The organism is Fibrobacter sp. UWB11, from assembly GCF_900143015.1.
Classification (GTDB): Bacteria; Fibrobacterota; Fibrobacteria; order Fibrobacterales; family Fibrobacteraceae; genus Fibrobacter.
Map to the genome: position 1 here is coordinate 1,799,968 of NZ_FSRT01000001.1, position 23,583 is coordinate 1,823,550.

The 23,583-nt window shown below is 46.8% G+C and carries 19 protein-coding genes; 9 read left to right on the forward strand and 10 right to left on the reverse strand.

Annotation, left to right across the window (positions count from 1 at the left end; genetic code table 11):
• Positions 1-2 precede the first annotated feature (2 nt).
• Positions 3-752, reverse strand: a complete 750-nt coding sequence (locus BUQ91_RS07505; protein ID WP_074208736.1) for a fibrobacter succinogenes major paralogous domain-containing protein — start codon at positions 750-752, stop codon at positions 3-5.
• 118 nt (positions 753-870) lie between these two features.
• Here BUQ91_RS07505 and BUQ91_RS07510 point away from each other — a divergent pair, with 118 nt between their 5' ends.
• From BUQ91_RS07510 to BUQ91_RS07525, 4 genes are all read left to right on the forward strand, one after another.
• Positions 871-3,441 carry an excinuclease ABC subunit UvrA gene (locus tag BUQ91_RS07510; RefSeq protein ID WP_074208737.1) on the forward strand — a complete coding sequence of 857 codons (2,571 nt, stop codon included), beginning with the start codon at positions 871-873 and terminating at the stop codon, positions 3,439-3,441.
• A 24-nt stretch (positions 3,442-3,465) separates the two neighbouring features.
• Positions 3,466-4,722: a glycoside hydrolase family 18 protein gene (locus BUQ91_RS07515; protein WP_074208738.1), complete on the forward strand. Its 1,257-nt coding sequence runs from the start codon at positions 3,466-3,468 to the stop codon at positions 4,720-4,722.
• Positions 4,723-4,796: 74 nt separating this feature from the next.
• Positions 4,797-5,222, forward strand: coding sequence for a Fur family transcriptional regulator (locus tag BUQ91_RS07520; protein WP_074208739.1), 426 nt, complete (start codon positions 4,797-4,799; stop codon positions 5,220-5,222).
• 94 nt (positions 5,223-5,316) lie between these two features.
• A complete protein-coding gene (locus BUQ91_RS07525; RefSeq protein WP_074208740.1) occupies positions 5,317-6,474 on the forward strand; it encodes a CobW family GTP-binding protein in 1,158 nt (385 codons plus the stop codon).
• A 76-nt stretch (positions 6,475-6,550) separates the two neighbouring features.
• On the opposite strand, the gene BUQ91_RS07530 is transcribed toward BUQ91_RS07525, so the two are convergent.
• A complete protein-coding gene (locus BUQ91_RS07530; RefSeq protein ID WP_074208741.1) occupies positions 6,551-8,020 on the reverse strand; it encodes a glycosyl hydrolase 53 family protein in 1,470 nt (489 codons plus the stop codon).
• A gap of 159 nt (positions 8,021-8,179) precedes the next feature.
• Between BUQ91_RS07530 and BUQ91_RS07535 the strand changes: the two genes are divergently transcribed.
• The 3 genes from BUQ91_RS07535 to BUQ91_RS07545 all read left to right on the forward strand — a co-directional run bounded on the left by BUQ91_RS07535 (position 8,180) and on the right by BUQ91_RS07545 (position 11,561).
• Positions 8,180-9,544, forward strand: a complete 1,365-nt coding sequence (locus tag BUQ91_RS07535; RefSeq protein ID WP_074208742.1) for a THUMP-like domain-containing protein — start codon at positions 8,180-8,182, stop codon at positions 9,542-9,544.
• Between the two features lie 55 nt (positions 9,545-9,599).
• Positions 9,600-10,277, forward strand: a complete 678-nt coding sequence (ung, locus tag BUQ91_RS07540) for a uracil-DNA glycosylase (protein WP_014547073.1) — start codon at positions 9,600-9,602, stop codon at positions 10,275-10,277.
• 147 nt (positions 10,278-10,424) lie between these two features.
• Positions 10,425-11,561: a cation diffusion facilitator family transporter gene (locus BUQ91_RS07545; RefSeq protein WP_074208743.1), complete on the forward strand. Its 1,137-nt coding sequence runs from the start codon at positions 10,425-10,427 to the stop codon at positions 11,559-11,561.
• 20 nt (positions 11,562-11,581) lie between these two features.
• Here BUQ91_RS07545 and BUQ91_RS07550 read toward each other — a convergent pair whose 3' ends face one another.
• The 3 genes from BUQ91_RS07550 to BUQ91_RS07560 are packed head-to-tail and all read right to left on the reverse strand — an operon-like array spanning position 11,582 to position 13,694.
• Positions 11,582-12,325, reverse strand: coding sequence for a hypothetical protein (locus tag BUQ91_RS07550; protein ID WP_074208744.1), 744 nt, complete (start codon positions 12,323-12,325; stop codon positions 11,582-11,584).
• Entirely contained in the window at positions 12,322-12,951 is a 630-nt protein-coding gene (locus BUQ91_RS07555) for a hypothetical protein (protein WP_074208745.1), read from the reverse strand. The genes BUQ91_RS07550 and BUQ91_RS07555 overlap by 4 nt, the downstream gene beginning before the upstream one ends.
• Positions 12,948-13,694, reverse strand: a complete 747-nt coding sequence (locus tag BUQ91_RS07560) for a hypothetical protein (RefSeq protein ID WP_074208746.1) — start codon at positions 13,692-13,694, stop codon at positions 12,948-12,950. The genes BUQ91_RS07555 and BUQ91_RS07560 overlap by 4 nt, the downstream gene beginning before the upstream one ends.
• Positions 13,695-14,203: 509 nt before the next feature.
• On the opposite strand from BUQ91_RS07560, the gene BUQ91_RS07565 reads away from it, so the two are divergent.
• Together BUQ91_RS07565 and gatA are read left to right on the forward strand one after the other, a co-directional pair.
• Entirely contained in the window at positions 14,204-14,530 is a 327-nt protein-coding gene (locus BUQ91_RS07565; protein WP_072826975.1) for a DUF4321 domain-containing protein, read from the forward strand.
• On the forward strand, positions 14,530-15,948 hold the full coding sequence (gene gatA / locus BUQ91_RS07570) for an Asp-tRNA(Asn)/Glu-tRNA(Gln) amidotransferase subunit GatA (protein WP_074208747.1): 1,419 nt from the start codon (positions 14,530-14,532) through the stop codon (positions 15,946-15,948). Before BUQ91_RS07565 ends, gatA begins: the two co-directional genes overlap by 1 nt.
• Before the next feature lie 43 nt (positions 15,949-15,991).
• Here the strand turns inward: gatA and BUQ91_RS07575 are convergent, their stop codons facing one another.
• The 5 genes from BUQ91_RS07575 to BUQ91_RS07595 form a co-directional block, all read right to left on the reverse strand.
• Positions 15,992-17,080 (reverse strand): expansin family protein, encoded by a 1,089-nt coding sequence (locus BUQ91_RS07575; RefSeq protein ID WP_074208748.1) that lies wholly within the window; start codon positions 17,078-17,080, stop codon positions 15,992-15,994.
• 74 nt (positions 17,081-17,154) lie between these two features.
• Positions 17,155-17,898 carry a hypothetical protein gene (locus BUQ91_RS07580; protein WP_139299710.1) on the reverse strand — a complete coding sequence of 248 codons (744 nt, stop codon included), beginning with the start codon at positions 17,896-17,898 and terminating at the stop codon, positions 17,155-17,157.
• A gap of 119 nt (positions 17,899-18,017) precedes the next feature.
• Complete coding sequence (gene guaB, locus BUQ91_RS07585; protein ID WP_073423085.1) at positions 18,018-19,475, reverse strand: IMP dehydrogenase; 1,458 nt, start codon at positions 19,473-19,475, stop codon at positions 18,018-18,020.
• Between the two features lie 145 nt (positions 19,476-19,620).
• A complete protein-coding gene (locus BUQ91_RS07590) occupies positions 19,621-20,565 on the reverse strand; it encodes an Rpn family recombination-promoting nuclease/putative transposase (protein WP_074208750.1) in 945 nt (314 codons plus the stop codon).
• Positions 20,566-20,858: 293 nt separating this feature from the next.
• Positions 20,859-23,576 carry a DEAD/DEAH box helicase family protein gene (locus tag BUQ91_RS07595; RefSeq protein ID WP_074208751.1) on the reverse strand — a complete coding sequence of 906 codons (2,718 nt, stop codon included), beginning with the start codon at positions 23,574-23,576 and terminating at the stop codon, positions 20,859-20,861.
• Between the last annotated feature and the right edge of the window lie 7 nt (positions 23,577-23,583).

The window sequence follows — 23,583 nt, forward strand, 5'->3', positions numbered from 1 at the left end:
TGTTAATCCTTCAAGCAACGAACACTAAACCCGAGGAACTTGTAGTTGCCGTTCAGGAATGCATTGTCATCGTTGCCGTTCAAGGACATGCTGATTGCGCGGTTGTTATCTTTCTCAGTAGAACTCCAGAAGTACGTTTTGGATCCCTCGAGGTCGTAATCTCCACGGACGAACCTGTAGCCAGCTGACAACGCCGAGAACCCGAAATCATCCGTGCCATTACCATTCCAACTAGATGTGGACTTGAGCACCTTGCCCGCGGTCGATACTCCACCGACTGCAATAAGCATTGTTTCCCACTCGGTATTACTCGGCAGGTGCCAGCCCTTGGGGCATACACCGCGAACAGGGTCCGTTGGCGAACAACTTGTAAGATCACCACAGTCTTTGCCGTTTGTACTCCATGCGCCCACGCTATCCATGGCTGCGCTCCACAGGTAAAGCCGTCCATATTTTTCGCAATTCTCAGCAGAACTCTCATAGCAGAAACTGTTTGCCGCTTTGTAGTTCAAGTTCTGAGCCATCCAGGTCTGAGTGCCGATGGTCACCGTCTTATATGTTTGGCCATCGCGAGAGTCGGTGAGATTCTCGGTCGAGCCAAGAATGACAACACTGCTAGAGGATGTCATCTTGACACTGCTGCTAGATTTAGACGATTTTTCATCATCATTCGAATTGTTCGCTGAAGTTGACGAATCGTTGTCGCAAGCAATAAGAAATAACGCTAGCAAAGTAGGAATAAGCAATTTCATAACATACGCCTTTCAACAAACATTTTAGAATAGTTTTCTTTATTCTAAATATAGCTTTTTCGCACTCGCGAACCTCTAAAATTTGCTTTGGGCGACCACATTAATTATCTTTTAAACGATGCTTGATTACATTTCAATTCGCGGTTGCAGACTCCATAATTTAAAAAATGTCAACGCCCAGTTTCCGCTGGGAAAAATTACAGTAGTGTGCGGACCATCGGGTTGCGGAAAATCGACGCTCGTGATGGACACGCTCCATGGAGAAAGCAAGCGGCGTTACCTTGAAACGCTCTCGCCTTTTGCAGCCGATATGCTCGGAGGCAAGCGAAGCATTCCGCTCGACAGCGCCGAAGGGCTACCTGCCAGCTTAGCGATTGCCGCCACGCGTGGCGAAGCTCCTGCGAAAGCAACTGCACTTTCAATTGCCGAATGCGATAACGCCTTGCGTACATTGTTCGCCGCATTCGCAAAGCCTGCCTGCCCGATTTGCGGTGCTCCAATGGTAAGCCAGAGCCGCGAAGAGATTATCCGCGAAATTGCGGGGATGCCAGTCGGGACGAAGCTACAGTTCTTGGCAAAAATCGAGTTGCAAACGGGAATGGCGACCCCGGAACAAGTCCGGGGTGACATTAATGCCGGCGGGAATGACAATAAGAAAGCGCAGGGCAAGAGTCGCACGACGTTGGACAAGCTGTCGGCGGTGTTTTTGGCACAAGGTTTTACGCGAGCGTTGGCCGATGGCACGATGTATTCGCTAGCAGACTTGCTTCCCGGCGAAAAAGTCCTGACGCCCAAAGAATTCTACATCATCGTCGATAGAATTATTGTCCGCGAAAACACGCGCACGCGAATCGCCGAAGCTGTTGACGGGACGTTAAAGCTTACGCATTCTGCAATTACGCTTGACATTGCTGGCGAACGCAAATTTTACAGCACAAAACCGCGCTGCCCGAACGCAAATGACGAGCAGCACCAATCGCAAATATCCAGCGAAACCGTTGCCAACTTAGATGCATGCGCATTCTCGCCTTACAACCGTACAAGTGTTTGCGAATACTGCGAAGGCACGGGAAACATTCAAGAAGTTTTCGCAACCAAAGAAAAAGGAAATAGCCGCAAAAACCGCGCCGAAAACGATGTTGAAAGCAATGAGGACGAAAACGCAGAATGTCCGCACTGCCACAGACTCCGCCTCAAGAAAACATACTTGAACGCCACCGTAGATGACGTCAGTTACAAGCAAATTCTCACGACGGAATTTGCAAATTTGCCGGAGCTTTTGCACAAAATTTTCGACAACAAAATAGGGCAAAATTTAAAGGCGACATTCAATTCACTACTCGACCGCATAGAAGCCATCAACGATTTGGGCATTGGCTACCTCACGCCAGGGCGCGCGGGGCAAACACTTTCGGGCGGAGAATTGCAAAGACTCAAGCTCGCAAGTCTCAGCACAGGGCACTTGAACGGTCTTTTGATTGCGCTTGACGAACCCGCCAGCGGCCTGCATGCAAGCGATGTCACCGCACTTTGGAATGTCCTCGAGAAAATTCGCAAGCGCGGCAATACGCTCGTACTCATTGAGCACAATCCGCAAATCATCAAGCGAGCCGATTACATCATTGAAATGGGTCCTGGCGCAGGTGAAAAAGGAGGCGAAATTTTATTCCAAGGCACTCGCGACGAAGTGCTTGAAAATCCGGGATCACCCACAGGGAAATGGTTAAAAGATTTAGGAATTCGGAATTCGGAATTCGGAAATAATTTAAAACGTCATTGCGAGGAGCAAAGCAGAGCCTGCCACGAGCAAAGCGTGGTGGCGGCAATCCATAAAACCAAAGAAGACACAGCAATTCTCGTCGAGAACTTCGCGAAGTTCGACATGGCACCCGTTAACGCCGCCTTCCCCATCAACAAATTCAGCGTGATTACGGGCCAAAGCGGCAGCGGAAAATCGACACTTCTTTTTGAAAACATCGCCAAACGCGCCAAAGCCGAAGAATTCAAGAGCCTCGGCATCGACGCACTTTCCATTCTCACTACGGGAGATTTTCACGGGAGCAAGCGCAGCACCGTTATGAGTGCCATTGGCCTTACAACACTGCTCCGCGACTTGTTCGCCAAACTCCCCGAAAGCAAAGTACGGGGCTACACGGCATCCAAATTCACAACGCACGCCCCCGGCGGCCGCTGCGAAAACTGCAAAGGCGAAGGTGTCATTTACGATCCACTCGGCTACGAAGAATCCGAATGCCCCGTCTGCCTCGGCAAGCGCTTCCGCGACGAAGTCTTGGAAGTCCGCTTCAAGTCGCTTTCCATCGCCGACATCTTGGACATGGAAATCGGTAGTGCATACAAGCTATTTACCAACATGAAGCCGTTCGCCGAAAAGCTCAAACCGCTTGTCGATACAGGCCTCGACTACCTCAAACTCGGACAAACGACAGCGCACCTCTCCGGTGGCGAACGCGCAAGACTCCGCCTTTCCATTACGCTTGCACGAGCGAAAGCCCCGAATACATTGTTCCTCTTTGACGAACCCGCCCGCGGTCTACATCAAAAAGACATCCAACAATTGCTCGGACTCATCCATGGACTTTGCAACGCAGGACACACGGTCATTGCCATTGAGCACGCCCAAGACTTCGTCGACGCTGCGGATTACGTGGTTGAATTGAAGAGAGGCTAGCAGTCGTCAATTAGGAGTTTAAAGATGAAGAATAGAATTTCACATGCATTTGTAGCGTTCATCGCTAGTTCTCTTTGCACTCTCGCCGGTATTAGTTCCGCATGGGCCGCCCCACTGTTTATCGGCTACTATCCCGATTGGGGCAAATGGCACAAGCCCGCCTACACTGTAGATAAAGTTCCGTACAACAAATTAACGCATGTGCTGTGGAGTTTCATTACGCCAAACACGGATGGCTCTTTGCGTGGCGATGCCGCAGACAACCCGAGCGCTTTAGACGAAATGGTAAAGCTCGCCCACGCTGCCGGCACAAAGGTCATCGTCTCGCTCGGCGGTGGCGGACAAAGCGAAAATTTTGTACCCGTGGCCTCAAACGATGCGCTCCGCCAAAAATTCGTCGCAAGCCTCGTCAAATACGTCGCCGACCACAATCTCGACGGACTCGACATGGACTGGGAATGGGAATACAATCCCGTCCCCGAAGCGGACACAACAGCCTACAGCAAATTGCTCACAGAGCTCCGCGAGGCCCTCCCCAAAGACAAAAGCCTTTCGGCAGCGCTCCCCTGCTCGCCCTATTACGGGAAGTGGTTCACAGCCGAAGTCCTCGTGAAAAACTTGGACTGGTTCGGATTCATGACCTACGACATGACCGGCGATTGGGACGAAAAAGCCATGTTCGATTCGCCGCTATACCCGCACGAAGGTTACACCACATGGTCGTGGGAAGAAACGCGCAACTACTGGAAAAAGCGTGGCGTCCCGACAGAAAAGATGGTCTTTGGCATACCCTCATTTGGTTTTCAATTTCAAGGAGCAACAGGACCGGGCACCGACTTTACCAAAGGTACCGCCAAGCAAATCGCATACAAAGATATCGTCGCGAATACCGCGTGGAAATTCCATTTCGATAGCGTATCCGTGGAACCCTACGGAGTCTCTTCGACTGGGTACGTCACCTTCGAAGACCCGCATTCTTCCGCCATCAAATCGCGTTGGGTCAAGGAGAACGGTTACGCCGGCATCATGGTCTGGGAAGTTTCGCACGACTACATCGAAGACGTCGGAAATCCGATTCTCGACAGCATTGCCATTGTATTGCGCGAAGAAACTACGGGAATCCGCGACTTCCACAAGAAGCACACGGCAGGCTCTCGGCTAGACGCATCACAATTGCAAAATTCGCAAATCAAACGCGTGGATGCACTCGGAAAAAGCGTACAAAACAAAGGCCGCGAAAATCGCCTAAAGAACAAATTTATTTTCAAAGTAAAACCGTAAATATTCCTTTCCCCTTGCCAAATATCTCTTACTTTAGTATAATTTGATAGCGGTTATCAAATTTCGAGATAAGCATGGGCATTATTAAATACAAAACCAAACAGCAGGAACTACTTCTTTCTTGCTTCAAAGCGATGCAGGGCCGCCATTTTACTGCAGAAGATGTGTCGGCTTATTTCCAGAAAAAAAACATTTCTATCGGCATTGCAACAATCTATCGACAAATTGAGAAGTTTGTGGCGCAAGGCGTCGTCCAAAAATATTTTCTTGGCGAGCAGAACGCCGCCTGCTTCCAATACATGGGCGAAGAATGCCACAAAGAAGTTTCCCATTTTCACTTGAAGTGCGAAAAATGCGGCACGCTCATCCATCTCGAATGTCATGATCTTGAAAAGCTGAGTTCGCACCTGATGGCGGATCATGGTTTTACGCTAGACCCCTTCCGCACAGTTTTTTATGGACTTTGCAAAAATTGCAGCCACGCCGCCAATAGCTTATAACGCAGTCGATTACATCTAAAATATTTGCCGAAATAAATCGTCATCCTCGTGATTACGAGGATCAATAAAGTTTTTACACAAACAAAGGATTCTTATGAAAAAGAATAAGAAACCGGTGATTCTCATCACTGGGTATTTGGGCTCGGGTAAAACGACCCTTTTGAACAACCTTCTCAAGCAAGAGAAACGAAAAGTCGCCCTCATCGTTAACGATATGGGAAGCATCAACGTCGATGCCGAAATCTTGAAAAAGAACGGCTCGAATGTTACCGAATGCCCGATGTTCGAATTGCAAAACGGTTGCATCTGCTGCACGTTGCGCGATGAATTCATTGAACATGTTGAAAAAATTTCCAACCTCGATTCCATTGAAGTCGTGTTTGTCGAAGCATCCGGCATCAGCGACCCGGGCGCAGTCAGCGCAAGTTTCCTCGCTTACGAAGACGACAATCCCAATACAAATGTCTACTTGACTTCCATCGTCACTGTTGTTGATGGCGACAGAATTTATCGTGAATTCCTTAGCGAATTAAAACAGAAAAAAGAAGAAAGAGATTCTCTCGCCGAAAAATACGATTTAAGCGACGAAGAAATTTCGACACTGATTGTAGACCAGATTGAATTCTGCAATTTCATCATTTTGAACAAGTGCGATTTGCTCAGCGCAGACCAGCTCAAGGAAGTGGAATCTATCGTTCGCGATTTCCAGCCTCGCGCTCCGATTATCCATTCCGTCAACGGTGATATCGACATCGAAAAAATCATGACGACAAAGCCGTTCAACTATGATCAAATTGATTCCTCTTCGGCCATCCAGAAGGCTACCGCAACATTAACCCAGCCAGGTCGCAAAAGCAATGGTTGCGTTGACGAATATGGGATTACGTCATTCGTTTTCGAAGCTAGACGCCCGTTCAACAGAGACCGTTTTATGGAATTTGTCAACAATCGTTACCCATCGCAGCTCATCCGTTCCAAGGGTTACATCTGGTTTTCAGACGCCAGCAAGGACGTGCAGCTTTTCGAACAGGCAGGTCGTAATTCCTCGATTTTGCCCGTTTCGTATTGGATTGACGCATTGAGCGAAGATGTAAAGCAATCGTACATTGACGACAATCCAGAAATCAAAGAAAACTGGGACACTCAATTTGGCGACCGCGAGAACCAGGTTGTCTTCATCGGCAAAGGCTACAACAAGGACGACATCATTGTCGAGCTTGAAAAATGCCTTGACGAAAGAGCGTATGCTTAAACATAATACAGAATATTTGCATAACCGCAAAAAACGAGCTGAAAAAAGTAGGGACCGAAAGGTCCCTTTTACGTTTTTAGAAAAACTCTTCAAAAGCCTTAGCGTTTGCGTAAAGGTCTTTACCGCGCCAGTCAAAAAGCCCTGCGCCCCAGGCACCGCCAATTGTCGGTTCCCAGAAGAATGTTCCAATCCAGCGGTTCATTTTGCGGACGGATTCACGAGTCTTTTGGCGGGATTTGTCGAAATTGTAGTGGTTATCGGAATCACCACCATTGTATTCTGCAACGATAAATTCCAAATTTGAATACTTTGTTGTAATCGTATTGAACAAATTACTCCACTTATCGGGAGTACCGTCGCCGTAAGCGGTGTAAGCAGAGAAGCCCATCACATCGGCGGGGATTTTATAATCGTCAAAGATGACGCCCATCCACCATTTTACCGTTTCTGCCTGGCGGATACGTTCAATGTGAAGCACCGTTTTCGTTGTCGGTGAGACTTCTTTAACAGCCTTGATGCCAGCATTAAAATACTTGGCGGCATTCGCCTTGCCTGCGGCAGTTCCCATATCGCCATTGACGGAAGTCGCCGCCTTATCAACGCCGTTTCCCCAGCAATCTGTTTTGCTGTTCGGCTTGTGAATCAAGATGCCCGGAGTCGTTTCATTGCCCACTTGCACCATGTCCGGCGTTGCCCCCGCATTCTTGAGAGCAAGCATCAAGTCCTTGGTGTATGCGTAAACGGAATCCGCCATTGCATTGGCATTATTCACGCCGCGCCAGCGTTCGGGAATAATTTGTTTACCAGGATCCGCCCACACATCGCTGTAATGGATATCCACGAGAAGCCCCATGCCAGCCGCTTTGACTTTCTTGGCAAAAGCAACAACGTGGTCTTTGTCACCATACGCTTCGGAATCGTGGCCGCAACCGCTTGCCGCATAGCCGTACTTTGCCTTGGGCGAAACAAACGTGCGCAAGCGAATGGAGTTGAATCCGTGATTTTTCAGGATTGTGAAGATGTCGCTTTCTTTGCCATCGACATCGTAAAACTTTGTGTTATTTCGTTCGTATTCCTGGACTTCGGAAATATCGGCGCCGTTGTAGAAATCAATTTTTATAGGTTGTACAGAAGATGAACTGGGCGCTTGCGATGACGAGGATTCTATTGCAGAGGAGGGTTGCGACGCATTAGAAGACGACGATGATTCAGCCGCCGATGACTGAGCTTCGGACGATGAAGAATTCTGCGACGTTTCAGACGACGTCGGTTCTATTTCAGATGACGTCGCCACGGATGAAGACGATTCAGTCCCAGCCGACAAAGATGTTTCCGAAGACGAGGAGTCACCATCTTGGCTAGAAGACGATAAATTTTCAACAGACGACGAGGATTCTTGAGCCGAAGATGATTCTAACGATTCCTGCGCAGACGAAGAACTTAAAGCATAAACAGGCGACGAAGCCGTATCGTCACCACAAGATTGCATTAGCAAAGCAACAGAAGCGCAAGACACGCACATTGTAAGATTTTTAAAAAAATTCATACCAACCCAATCCCTTCTAAAAGGAGATTCCTGCTCGGAGGCAGGAATGACATTTTCACGCTATACATTCACAGGAATGACTCTATAAAAATACATCTTAATCGTTAATCCTCAAAATTTAAAATTGTAAAATTCCCGCATAAAAATTAAATTTCAAGCATGTTCAACGCGGATTTACTCATTTCGGCAAAAGTTCAGGATTTCATCAAGCTTGCAACCAAGAAAAAAATGGATGCATTGCAAGTTTCGACGCAACTTGCCAAGGAATTCAGCAACGAAGAACGCGCCGCCATTATGGATTACATGGCGCTCGTGCCGAAATTCCGCGAAAAATTCGGCATCGAAAAAACCGCATTCCTCCTTTGCGACAAATTAGCGCTGGAACAGAGCACCGCCCAAGATATCGGTCGATGGAAATCGACGCTCTGGGAACGCGCTCGCCAAGCGAAAAGAAACGGCTACAGCGAAACCGCCCCCGTCGTTCATGACCTTTGCTGTGGCATGGGTGGCGATTCCTTCTTTTTGCCGAAGGAACTGACTGCAATTGGCGTTGACCTCGACGAAAACCGCCTTGCAATGTACCGCTACAACAGTTGCGTAATGCGAGGAGTCTCGCCAGAAGCCAGCAAAGCACATACCATCCTCGCCGATGTCCGCGAAGTCGCCCACCAAAACGTTTCCGAGAGCGCGCCCCTCTCTCAGCGCAAAGCCGACTACTTTACGATTGACCCCGCCCGCCGCGCCATCGAAGGCGAAAACCAGCGTGATTTGCGCAATCTCACGCCCACATTCGAAGAAGTCATCGAGATTTCAAAGCATTACAAGGGCGGCATGGCAAAAATTCCGCCCGGCTACCCCATTTGCGAAATTCCCCGTAGCACAGAAATTTTGTACATCGGTTCCCGCACGGACTGCCGCGAATGCTTAGTGCTGTTCGGCGAACTCGCCAAGAATCCCGACCACGTGCGCGCTGTGATGGTCGATAAAACAGGGAATGAAATCGCCAACTGGACATTCGCCCGCGACGAAAAGCGCGAAGCCCGCAACGAGAGCGAACAATCGCAATACGACCACAACTATGAACTCGAAGGCCGCGACCGCGTTTACCGCACATCGAGCAGCGAATCCGACTTGCCTCTTGGCGGGATTTCAAAGTTCATCGCAGAGCCCGCACCGGTGTTGCTCCGCAGCCACCTCTTTGGAGTGGTCGCCCTCGCCCACGACGAAACCACGCATCTGATTTCGCCGGGCATCGCTTACGTGACGAGCGAAAAGCCGCTCCCTGCCCCCGCTTTCGCCAACTACGAGATTTTAGAATCGTCCGAGATTTCGACAGGCGCCGTCCGCGCGATGCTCAAATCGCACGACATCGGAAAACTCACGCTCAAGCTCCGAGGCGTCAAAGTAGACCCCGACCAAGAAATCAAGCGACTCAAGCCCAAGGGCAAGAACGCAGCAACACTATTCTACACGCGCCTCGACGGCGAGAAAATCGCAATACTCGCAAAGAGGCACGAGGTATGAGCACAAACGGCGAAGCCACCCCTAAAACCTATAACCTAACACCTACAATCTAACCATGTCCGTAAAACTTGAAGAATCTTGGCTAAAACTGCTCGCCGACCAATTCGAGCAACCGTATTTTAAGCAAATTAAGGCAAAACTTTTGCAGGAACATGCAGAACACCATGTGGTGTATCCTCCCGGACCGCAGATTTTTGCAGCCCTCGACTATTGCCCCGTCGATAAAGTCAAGGCTGTCATCATCGGACAAGACCCATACCACAATCCGGGGCAAGCTCACGGGCTTTGCTTCTCGGTGCCGTTCGGAATTGAGCCGCCGCCCTCCCTCATCAACATTTTCCAGGAACTCCACGACGATCTCGGCATCACGCCGCCGCCACACGGGAACTTGGAAGGCTGGGCCCATCAGGGAATTTTGCTTTTAAACGCATCGCTCACAGTGCGCGCCCACATGGCTGCCAGCCACGCAGGCATTGGCTGGCAGCAGTTCACGGACACGATTATCCAGCGCCTTTCGCAGGTTCGCGAGAACCTCGTCTTTTTGCTCTGGGGCAGTTTTGCCATCAAAAAGCAAGTGCTCATCGCGCCCAATCGCGGCCACCTGATTCTTACCGCTCCGCACCCGAGTCCACTCTCGGCTTATCGCGGATTCTTCGGCTGCAAGCACTTCAGCAAGGCAAACGCTTACCTTGTCAGCAAAGGACTTGAACCCATCGACTGGAGCATAAAATAGACGAGTGAACGCCGCAAGCGGCTACAGACGAGAGACGACAAATGCGAAAGCCGAGAGTCGCGACAAAACTTGTTTTGGCATGACCGAGGTTAGCATTTGGGATTAGAGCAAAGCGATAATCCAAAGAAAAATTAGTAGGAGAATCATATGGCAAAGAACTGCAATGAAGAAAAGCACAACGAAGAAAACCGCAATAAGGTCATCGTCAAAACTAGCATTGTCGGGATTGTCACAAACGTCATTCTCGCCAGCGTCAAGGCGGTTATCGGCCTTATGGCAAATTCCATCGCCGTCGTTCTCGATGCCGTGAACAACCTCTCGGACGCACTTTCATCCATCATCACAATTGTCGGCAACAAGCTCTCGCGAAAATTGCCCAACGAAAAGCACCCGCTCGGTTACGGACGCATTGAATACCTGACCGCCATGGTCATCGCCTCCATTGTGATTTACGCGGGCATCACCTCTTGTGTGGAATCCATCAAAAAAATCATCCACCCCGAAGAAGCCGATTACTCCACCGTTTCACTTGTCATCATCGCCATCGCCGTGGTCGTGAAAGTAATCCTCGGGCGTTACGTAAAATCGCAAGGCGAACGCGTAAATTCCGGTTCGCTTATCGCCTCCGGCTCCGATGCGCTCTTTGACGCCATCCTCTCACTTTCCGTTCTCGCCTCGGCACTCATCTTCATTTTCACGGGACTCTCGCTCGAAGCTTACGTCGGCGTTCTGATTTCCATCTTCATCGTCAAAGCGGGCTTTGAAATGTTGAAGGATACCGTCAGCGACTTGCTTGGCAAGAAAAATGATAACGAACTCACCAAGCAAATCAAGAGCCTCATCCGCAGCGAAGAAGGCATCCACGGCGCATACGACCTCGTCATCAACGATTACGGTCCCGAAAAGAAACTCGCCTCCGTGCACGTGGAACTCCCCGACACCATGACCGTCGCCGACCTGGATTCCCTCACGCGCAAACTCGAAAAGAAAGTCTATCGCGAAACAGGCGTCATCCTCACCGCCATCGGCGTTTACTCTTACAATACCAAGGACGACGAAGCATCCAAAATTCGCGACACAATTTCAAACAAAGTCAAGTCACACGATTGGGCACTCCAGATGCATGGTTTTTATGTAGATATCGAAGCCAAGGAAATGCGCTTTGACGTGGTCATCAAATTCGGCGTGAACGCCCAGGAAGCCCTCGAAACCATCAAGAGCGAAGCAGCTGAGCTTTACCCCGACTTCACGATACAGGTTTCACCCGATATCGATTTGGGATAACGCAATTTACGCTCCGTAATTTACTCTCCGCGACTCAGTTTTTCTTCCTGTTCGCGGAGCTTTTTGTATCCAGGGCTTTCAAGCGGAAGGATGGACGAATCGAGTTTCAGGGGCTTGTAGCCTTTATGATCCTTGGGATCGGTGCGAACAGTCAAAGAGAAAACAGGCTCATTTAATGGAATATCAAATTCAAAAATGGGGCCTTGCAAAGTTTCTCGAATTCGTCCTTGTTCATCTTTCACAGCGAGATAATTTTGTTCTATTCTTTTGTGGTTTCGAACTTGTCCAGACTCAATAAGAAGGCTATCACCCGCATAGAAAACACGAACATTCTCATCTGTTGTATCCAGCACTATATTTCGTCCAAACACAGCACTCATAACATTTCCCAAAGTCAAAGGAGTCATTTCATATACGCACTCCGCATCTAAACCTTCATGATTTTGATTAGAATCAAACAATTTTTCACCTAAAAGAACAGACCTTTGCAAGCAAAAACTGGGATTATAAAGACCATCTTTATTCCTTGATGCTTGACCAAATGAATAAACAAGTGCTTCCTTGTCAATATTCCCAATCATTCTAAGCGAAGAACAGACCAATCGCAGCATATTCCATTCCGCATAAACGTCAATTGTTTGTTTTTCAGGAATCAAAAACGGTTCTTCGGAAGAAAGCCGAGAATGAAGCCATTCGCCAGAAACAGGCTTTTTTGCACATCCGCAAATAAGTAAAATAAACATTAAGGCAATAATTTTTCTCATTCGCAGCCATCCATATAAACATCAAACGGATACTTTTTTAGCATATCATACAAAGGAATCAGCATATCCAACGGTTTCTTTAACACGACACCATTGCTCCGAAAATCATTGAAATAGAAATTTTTGATAAAAGAGCCTTCTTTTACAAACCCTAAATATTGAATATTTTCTATTTGCGGTAATTCAGGCCAATCTTTCATAACAGACATTTGAGGATACCGTTCAAAAGTAATTTTTTTCAAAAAAGAAAAAGCGTTCCCATCATCATTAATTCTTTGCAAACATTTACCAATATTTAATCCACGAATTTTCTTTTTTCGTTCATCCATATACTCTTCGGGATTTGTCCAACGAGATTCTTTCATTTTCGGATATTGAAACAATTCTACACCAGATTCATTTATAAAGAAAAGTTTCAGAGATTCCTTTTGAGATACAAAAAGGTATATTCCATCGCGGTTCCAATTATACAAGGAATCCTTAAAAAACATTTCCATCGAACCTTTTTTTAGTGTTATTTCGCGATTCATCATTTTCTTTGGAACTTCATCAAAAGAACTTTGATTTCCCATTGCTGAATTCACTAAAAAGAAAAAAAGAGACACAATAAACTTTATCTTTTTCATAAATCCGAGCACCTTATTTCTTTAATTTTGCCTTCATTCGAACGAATGGAGAAATGTTCGGGATTATCCACAAGTTTATCCCACCAGCATTGCGGAAACTCATAATTTGCAAACTCACTAAGCAACAGATAAACTTCTCTATAATAATCTAAAATCACAGATTGAGATTCTTTCTTTATTTTCGAAAAGTCGGGAATTGTAAAGATCTTTTCTTTTCCACTCTGATCAAAAGCCAACACATAAACATCGTCACCACTACCAGCAGACAGTATCTCAGAATAATTTTTACTCAACAATTCAATCCATTCCCTGAGTTTAGGCTTTAAAGGAAATGCTTTCGCACAAGCATTTCGATATCTTTCGATATGCTGCAAAAAATGCTGTTTCATGCAATTACCGATACGAGTAGATAAAGAAGGATCCGCAGAATATTCCGACGGATCTACAGCAAAATAGAGAGAATCTTCTTCAAATGAAAAATATGCATATTTGTAAACAAAGAAACCATCTTTTCGATAAGATGTATAAAAGAAAGTTCCTTGATTGCCAATATTCTTTTCTGGGAACAAAGGACTGACAGCATTAGCAACGCTTTTTGAAATATCAAAATATTTGTATAATTCGCTAGCGTCATCTCTATACGAAATATTGTGCGAAAAAGATTTCTGAACAAACAGAGTGTCATTCGCACATAAACAAGTCACTAATACAAGAATCGTTAACAAAGTTACAATTTTCGCCATGCATACCTCAAAAAAATTTCATAAAAAAATACACAGCAAAAATCAATATAGGTAATTCGACTGCAAGCGAAAATAATCATCCTCCAAAATCCAAGTTGAACAAGTAAAAAAAGCGATTTTTGCATTTTTATGCTACCAAAATGTTTTTTTGTCGTGTTTGGTATCACATTTTTTACTTTGTACTACAAAATATTCATTCAACAGGCTTGCATTATGATACCAAATCTAACGTTACGCTCCATTTGGTAACACATTTTTCATAAACAAACTCATATTTAGCGAATTTCCATTAAGTTTATCTGCATTTTTTGTTACCAAAAGAGTTATTTTCATGCATTTGGTAGCAGATTTTCACATTTTTACATACCAAACCACCATATTAGCCTCAATCTCCCCAAAAAACGCTTAAGAAAGCTTTAACCGCCGACCACCAAGCAACACCATTGATAACAACCAACAACTAACGACCATTGACCAATGACTAATAACTAAAATACTATATTTGCGGCATGACTCACAAGAACTCATTGGCACGTGTCGTCCTTTTCATTTTTGTCGGCCTTATTTTAGGCGGCATCATGAGCGAAGCTCTCGGAGCTTTGTTTGGCGAACTCGGAGTCCTCTTGAACGCCGGTGGCTACGATAACAGCGTTCACCACATTTTTACGGCGGCAGCCGATTACAGTATCGGTTTTTCTGGCGATACACCGCAGCCCGTCGTCATTGATTTGTACCTTGTCAAATTTGCACTTGGATTCGGCATCAAAGTGAACTTTTTAAGTGCTATTGGCATGTTCATCGCCCTTTACATTATGAAATGGTCCGGAGAAAGATAATGCAGACTATTCAGGAACTTCAGGCTCAACTTGCTAGCGGCAGCACCACTGCCGAAAAGCTCGCACAAGCTTCCCTCGAAAAAATTGAATCTACAAAGAATTTGAACGCCTATATCTCGGTGCTGAACGACCGCGCTCTCGAACGCGCTAAGGAAAGCGACAAGCGCCGCGCCGAAGGCAAGTCTCTGGGAGCCCTCGATGGTATCCCAGTCGCCGTGAAGGACAACATGTGCTTGACCGGCACACGCACCACCGCCGCTTCCAAGATTCTCGACAACTTTGTTGCCCCGTACACTGCAACGGCACTCGAAAAGCTCGAAGCCGCAGGCGCCATCATCGTCGGCAAGACGAACATGGACGAATTCGCCATGGGTTCCAGCAACGAAACCTCTTACTACGGCCCGGTCAAAAATCCGCTCGACGAATCCCGCGTTCCGGGTGGTTCCTCGGGTGGTTCCGCAGTCGCCGTCGCCTCTGGCACGGTTCCTTGCGCCCTCGGTTCTGACACGGGTGGATCTATCCGCCAGCCGGCAGCATGCACGGGCGTTGTCGGTTTGAAGCCAACCTACGGCCGCGTTTCCCGTTACGGTCTCCTCGCCTACGCAAGCTCACTCGACCAGATTGGTCCGTTCGGCTCCACCGTTCGCGATTGCGCAACGCTCCTCGGTGCTATTTGCGGCATTGACCCGCACGACAACACCACAAGCACTCGCCCGACCGAAGACTTTACTGCAAAGCTCGGCACTGGCGTTAAGGGCAAGGTCATTGGCGTTCCGAAGGAATACTTTGGTGAAGGTCTCGATGCAGAATGCAAGGCCGCCATCGAAAACATGCTTAAGAAGATGGAAGCCGAAGGCGCCACCATCAAGGAAGTGAGCCTCCCGCACATCAGCTACGCTGTGTCCAGCTATTACATCATTGCAACTGCAGAAGCAAGCTCCAACCTCAGCCGCTACGACGGCGTGCGTTACGGTTACCGCAGCCCCGAAGCTCGTAAGCTCTTCGACCTTTACGCCAAGTCCCGCAGCGAAGGTTTCGGCAAGGAAGTGCAACGCCGCATCCTCCTCGGAAGCTACGTTCTCTCCGCCGGTTTCTATGACGCTTACTACGTGCAGGCCCAAAAGGTTCGCCGCCTCATCACGGACGACTTCACCGAAGCATTCAAGACTTGCGACGTGATTGCAAGCCCGACGATGCCGGGTCTCCCGCTCAAGTGCGGCATGAACGAATCCGATCCGATGGCAGTTTACCTCTCCGACATCTACACCGTTAGCTTGAACCTCGCCGGTCTCCCGGGCGTGAGCGTTCCGTGCGGTATGGCAAGCGGCCTCCCGGTTGGCCTCCAATGGATTGGCAAGCCGTTCCAGGAAGCAGACTTGCTCAGCGTCGCCGAAGCAACCGAGCGTTTGAACAAGTAAAACAAAATTATACGAGAAGCGGCGCCCACGAGGCGCCGTTTTTCTATTCCTTCCGATGTTCGTACAGATAAAGGTTCGCCTCAGGCACCGCAAGCTCCGAGCCCTTGATAATCCACTCGTCATCCGTGCCGGTGCGGTATGTCACTACGACGCGATAGCGGTTATCCGTCTTGAGCACAGCCACAGGAACCGTCCAGAAGTTTTCCGTCCCGACGACCATTTCAAGCATGTAGTCTTCGTCGCTATCCATTCCCTGAATCGCAATTTTCTTGACCATATCCTTGGGATTGCGCACTTGAATAATGCTCCAGAATTCGCTTGCGCCTTCCTTGACCCAAATGGACGTGGAATCGCCCCACACGCCTTCGACACCTTCGCAGCTCACGAATTCCCATTCGCCGTAATAGCGACCGACCTGAATTCCCATGATATCGCTAGCGGGCGCACCGCCCAAATCCACGCCGCAGTTCGCATCCGGGCAACGGTCTGTAATACGCACTGTCACTTCTTTCCAACCATCCGGCGTTTTGGCCTTCACATGAACGCAGCCGCCACAAGCTGCACCGCCATCCCACGGGCCTTTATCATCGCCCGGAGAAACATTCACATGGATTGCCGCATAATACCGGATATTCGTCTGTCCGTAATTGCAGGCGCCACCGAGACTCGTTTCTTTCGCAGTGATGCTCCCGTAAGTCGTCACGGAGCCCTTACCGCCATTTTCCACAAGCGTCGGGTCTGCCGCCGTATAGCTATCGCAGTTCGTGCAGACACCACTGTCCGATGATTCCGTAGACTTTTCAGAAGAAAATGATTCCGCGACCTTCTCGGAGGACGAAGATTGCGCAGGTTTCACCGAAGATGAACTTGCAAACTTTTCCGAACTAGAGCTTGCGACATTTTTCGCAGACGAGGATTCCGCGGACTTTACTGACGATGAACTTGCAGGCACTTTTACAGAACTCGACAGCGCAACCGATGAACTCGATTTCTCCGAAGACGAAGAACCCTCACCCACAGCAACCGGCGAACCATCAGACGAATCGCCACACGCCACAAAAACAAACGGAACCGCAAGCGAACCTGCGAACACCGCCGCCAACAACAATCTCGAACGCAACCTATAATTCATAAAAAAGTCTACCTTGCTGTCATGCTCTTAATATACATCAAAAAACGCAGCCTGGCGAAGCTGCGTTTGCTTATTTAAAACTGCGCGATTGGAGTTTTGTCTATCGCATGTAAAACCAAGTCTCGTAAAACATTTACCCAATCATGTTCAATTACAGTTTCCTTAGAACACTGATCTTCTTCCAAGCGTCCAAAATCCATTCGTTTTCCGGCCTTTGCATCGTAAAATGCGTACGAAGCCGATATCTTGACGCAATTGTTTGTTCGATACCCCATGACAGCGATCGGAAACGCAGGTGTACCAAGTCCCGAATTATAAAGACTTAAGTTCTGATAAGACTTCATTTCTATGCTATCTAAAATCATATAGACTTCGGCATCAGACATGGAAGCCGGTTTCGAGACACGAAGAGAATCGCCATCAAGCAGTTCATCAGAATATAAGACGTTATCCTTCGAAATTTTTTCCACCGTATAATGCACATTCGAATTGAATTTAAGCGTATTGTCCACATTACTCGAGAACCACTCCGACAATTTTTTCATATTTTCGGATATCATGAGCGTGTCTCTAGAACCTGCCGTTGTTCCAGGAACAGCGATTTCACTCGTACTTGCATAGTACCACGGAAAAACAGTCCACTCATTAGAGCCATCAGAATCTTTTTCTTTATTCAAAATTTCTGGCGTGGTAAACACCACCTTCAAACTAGATGGCTTTTGCGTCCACGAAGCATCCTTGTGCTGTTTAGAACCCGAGCAACCGACAAAAGCCATACCAAACACGGCCATTACAACGAACAATTTAAAACATCTCATTTTCAACTCCTTCTAAAATTTGTTTTAAACAATATAAAAAATCCGGTACGCATTTTGCGCATCGGATTAAAGTTTTTGATATGGCGCCCCCGCAACAAGTGCGTGGTGACATCAAACGATTAGTCGCCTGTGCGGTAGTTCGGAGCTTCCTTCGTGATGGTCACATCGTGCGGATGAGATTCACGGAGGCCTGCGCCCGTAATACGGACAAACGTTGCCTTCTTGTAGAGTTCTTCGAGGTTCGCAGCACCGGCATAACCCATAGCAGAGTGGATACCGCCAATGAGCTGGTAAACGGTGTCGCGGAGCGGTCCCTTGTACGGAACACGACCTTCAATGCCTTCCGGAACAAACTTGCGCGGTTCCTGAACGCCACCCTGGAAGTAACGGTCAGCAGAGCCTGCCTTCATGGCGCCGAGAGAGCCCATGCCGCGGTAGCTCTTGTAGCTACGGCCATCAGCGAGAATGACTTCGCCCGGAGCTTCTTCGGTACCGGCAAAGAGAGAGCCCACCATCACAGCGTGACCGCCAGCAGCCAAAGCCTTGACGATATCGCCAGAGAACTTGAGGCCACCGTCAGCGATAATCTTCACGCCGACCTTGCGAGCCATCTTGCCGCATTCCACGACAGCGGAGAACTGCGGGTAACCGACACCAGCAATGATACGGGTCGTGCAGATGGAACCCGGACCGATACCCACCTTGACGATGTTGGCGCCGCACTTGGCGAGTTCTTCGACAGCTTCCGGCGTGCAAACGTTACCGGCGCAAATCGTGAGCTTCGGATATTTCTTGCGAACGGTCTTCACCATGTTACGCACACCGATGTGGTGACCATGAGCCGTATCGATAATCAACAGGTCAACGCCAGCGTCCACGAGGGCTGCAACGCGTTCAAGAGTATTTGCAGAAGTGCTAACAGCAGCACCCACAAGCAACTGACCATTCTTGTCAAGGCTTGCGTTCGGGTTGTTTTCGCGTTTCAAAATGTCCGTCATCGTGATGAGGCCCTTCAAAGCACCAGAAGCGTCCACGAGCGGGAGCTTTTCAATGCGCTTTTCGGCGAGGATTTCCTTCGCCTTGGCAAGGCTCACCTTCGGGCTTGCCGTCACAGGATCCTTGGTCATGACCGTGCTGATCTTCACGTTCATGTCGCTAACGGTGCGGAGGTCGCGGCTCGTGAGCATACCGACGAGCTTACCCTTGGAGAGAATCGGGAAACCGCTCACCTTGTTGCGAGCACGCTGTTCAAATGCAGCAGACACCGGTTCATCGGCATCAAGCGTCACCGGATTGGTCACAATACCGGACTGCCAGCGCTTGACCTTGCGGACTTCTTCAGCCTGGTCTTCAATGGACATGTTCTTGTGGATAATGCCGAGGCCACCCTGCAAAGCAAGGGAAATAGCCAACGGAGCCGTCGTAACGGTATCCATTGCAGCACTGATTATAGGAATGTTCAGCTTGATATTCGGGGCGAGCTGGGTGCTCACATCCGTCTGAGCCGGAAGAACAGAAGATTCAGCGGGAACGAGTAAGACGTCATCAAACGTCAAAGCTTCTGGCAAAAGTTTCATAAAGTACCTCTTTTGCGCATAGAATATAGTAATTTTCCCGCGCAAATCCTAGCTCTAAGCCCCTAGAAATATGTAAAAAAGAGCATAAGCAAGGCGAGCAAGCCACAAGACAAGAATCAATAGGCTCGGCAAGGACTACAGGATATTAATCCGACTCGCACATTTGACTCCGCAAAACGACAACATCTTCTACGGATAGACCAGAATAGTCTGCAATTTCAGCATCAGACAACTTGCCTGCGACAACCATTTTCTTGGCTATTTCACGATTTCGATCGGAAATACGTTCTTCAATCTTTGCGTTGATTTCCGTCGCGAATTCCTTGAAAATGCCCGGCACCATGACATTGTGATCCCATTTTTCGTGATGCATACGCTGATAAGCCTCTAATTCCTTTTTTGAAAAGTTAGACACTTTCGAACTTTCCGTCAACTGTTGAAACTTGGACTCGTTCAACTCTTCGGGGAGTTCCTTGAGGCGGTTCAAGTAACGGAAGAAGAACAGCCATTTGCTTAAATCACTGGATGTTTTCTCAATGAAAAACGGAACCTTAGAAAGCTCAATTATAGCATAGTTGTATGTATCCATAACTTGTTTGCCTGTTTCCAAATCTGTCACGGCGGCACGGTGAACAGCATTTTCGTCATCAAAAACATGAATACGAGTCAACGCGATTACGTATGTCGGCTGAACATCGTAATTCCACTCTTCACCAGGTTCGGCCTGATTGGCCACCAGCTCACTCGCATAGAAAGCCAGACGCTTCATAAAATTATCCATCTCGCGAATTTGCACCTCAATCTCAATCAAATTACCCATATCGTCTTTACAGTGCAAATCGAAAATTGCCGTGCGAGATTCTTTGCTACCACTCAGATTCTTTGCGACATTGCGAGTCCACACGTTTTTGATTGGCCGCTTAAGCTGCGGTTCAAGCAGGTCATTCAGCAGGTTGATGAGATTGTTGCGGCTAGTGGGCTTGTCCGGATCGAATGCTTTCTTGAACGCCAAATCAATAAGAAGATTTGCGAAGGGACTCTTCTCGCCCGGTTTCACGATACAGTCCTTGAGGGACTTACGTTCTTTCATCTTTCACTCCTTCCTCGCAGACAAGCGTAAAACAGCGAGGCATTTAAATAGTGCTTACCATAAAATGAACATTTGTTCACTACATAATATAAATTAGGAAATTGCGATTGTCAAGAGGTCTAAATCTTTTTCCGCAATTTAGGCAACATTAAAGCCTCTCAAGATTTGAGAGGCCTTAAGCTTGATTATTCGTTTAATATAAACTCTTATACATTTTTGCAATATGTTTTGAGCAAAAATCGTTTTTTATGAAAAATCCACAGGTTCAAATACTGCGGACTTTTAAATCAGCTCTACACCTGATACGCTTTACTCATCTCTTCTGAATTACTCGCCTTCATTTGTATCACAAACTCCTGCAATATCATGTCAGCCAAGTCATCTGGGATGAACACATACTCCATTTGACTGAGCGAAGCCATCTGCTTTGCATACTCTTCTTTAGCACGTGTAGAGGGAGCATTTATTAAATGACGTCCCTTAATTTCAACGATGTAGAATTTACCTTCATTATCCTCTATTAAGAAATCAGGATAATACGAGCGAAGCGAATGCGATTCCGGATCGATATAATGCACATAAAAATTAGATTGACCATTTGTAAGCATACCCGTAAACCAAATGTGCTTTATTTGGCGATTGTTAAAAAGATTGCGATCAAAAAACTTTCGTTCAGGACCGGAATCAAAGCCGTACCCAGATAAATCAAAGCTTTTTTTGTTGCCATCCATCTGATTAAAAGCATTATAGCGAGCCGATACATCCGATATGAATTTATCATCACTAAATCGCATAGTGTAATATGCAGTATCTTCGTCAACACCATTCTTAGGAGGATCTTTTACAATATACTTGACGACTTCCTTGATTTCACCCGGTTCATATTTAACACTATAAATTTGTTCAAAAAGCTTCGGTACAACAAAATCATAAAGAATTTCATTAGCGTAATTCACTTTCTCCAGAATTTTATCTATTCCATCTGTCGATTTTTCCAAAAGTTTCCGAATTTCACTTGGGGGGAATAAAATTCCCGAAGACTCGTGTTGAGTTAAATAAAGCGAGATTTCAGCCACAAGGCTATACGGAGTAAATGTTCTGTCAACAGAACTGCGAATTTCTTTACGAATCGTTGCAGAATCAATGTTACTTAGAGAATGTGTTCCAACGGTTTTACGCCAATTATCAAAATCGAAGGATTCATCAAAGATGGTATAAGTTTCAACCTGCTTCGGTTCAACTTTAAATGTTGAAATCTGTTCCATCATTTTAACAGGAACCTTTTTGCGAACATAGATTCGACGTTCTTTTGCTGTATCTTCGTTTTTATGAGTAAGGTCATTGACAGTCATTCTGAAATTACATTCCAATTCATTTTGCAGAATAGCAAGATTTTCACTCGACAAGCAAACAAGACCTTTCTGCTGCAATTCCGTAATTGAACGCAAGCAACGCATCGTAGCCTGTAAAACAAAGATGGTACTATTGGGTTTTCGATACAGAGCGACCGAGAACAGCGAGCGGCAATTCCATCCTTCCTTACCCTTACCAACAAGCAAAATAAATTGTTTTTGCGATTTGACCGTATCAAGCAACTTGAATTCTCGCAAATCATCCGATTTAGTAACCTTATCGTCACCGACATTCACAAGAATTGAATCAAGTGAAAGGTTATGCTTTATAAGCGCTTTTTCAACAGCAGGTTTTAAGTCGTTCGTCAATTCATCAATGGTATTGGCAAAGAATGCCATCTTCGGGAGCATACCCTCATAACGTTTGAATACTCCTTTTTCATTTGCATGTTGAGCAACAAACAAATCAATAGATTTATCAATAAATGTTCCACTCTTTACATTATCGTAATCCTTGATATCAACTTCCTTGAGGTAGCGATTATCGATAGCACTTCGCAATCCATATTCATAGACAACTTCAGGCATAAGCTGATTATCGACATAAGGCGTTCCAGTAAAGTTATAGCACGCCACCACCTTGGAGCCACTGCGTTCCAATTCCTTCGCCAAATTATCAATCGTCAGTCTAAGACTAGTGTCCTTACTGCGATCAAGCATATCATTTTTTAGCGACTTACCGAATGCATGGTGAGCTTCATCTACATAAATGCCAAGTTGTTTCAACCGAGTAATCTTGACATAGCGTTGATTCGCGGTCAATTCCGTTTCATCAAGTTGGTATAAATCGGCATTTGGATTATTTTCCATCGCAGTTTCCCAACTTTCCTTAAAAAGCAAAACACCCGCCGAATCTTCCTTATGCTTCTTTTTCAAGATGATTTTTTGACTCGTTGAAATAATCACGTTGAAATCGGAGCCGTCCATTGTCGAAAGAGTGATTCCATCGTCTTCCAAGAAATGGAACTTTAGAATGGTATCTAGCGTGTGAGCGTATTCGGCAGCAAAGATTTTTGACTTATCAAATGTGAGTATTTCCTTGAGCGATTGCAACACCGTTGTATCTGGAGCTAGCACCAAAACATTATGACAGAAGCGCTCATCTTTCGGAAACTTTTTCGCCAAAAGGAACTCATAGAATATGCAAAGAGCCATAAGAATGGTTTTGCCTGTTCCCATCGTAAGCGAAAAAATGTAGTTCGAATAAACTTGCCGCAAATTTTGAAGCTGTAATATAGCAGGTTCAATAACCTTCGCATCGGAAATTCGACGCAACTCATCTTCTTCGGCAAAAAGGTCAGTTGCCCCAGAATCCGTCAAATGCGTATTCTGAATTTGGAATTTACCCTGATTATGCCGCCAGTCATTAAACAAGTCAAACAACTTGGGGTTACCCAAATACTCCTTAAGGAACACATAGATTTCAAAAGCTTCGTATTGAGGCTTACGCAAAAATGCACCCGGATTTTCGGGATTGGCATGAGCAAGAATCCGTCGTGTCAGCACGGTGTATTCTTTCTTGATTTCAGACTTGTTCGCGGAATAAAAATTCCAAAGGTATTTGTAGAACGGGAGTTCCACTTTATTTTTCTTGGCCATATCTCCC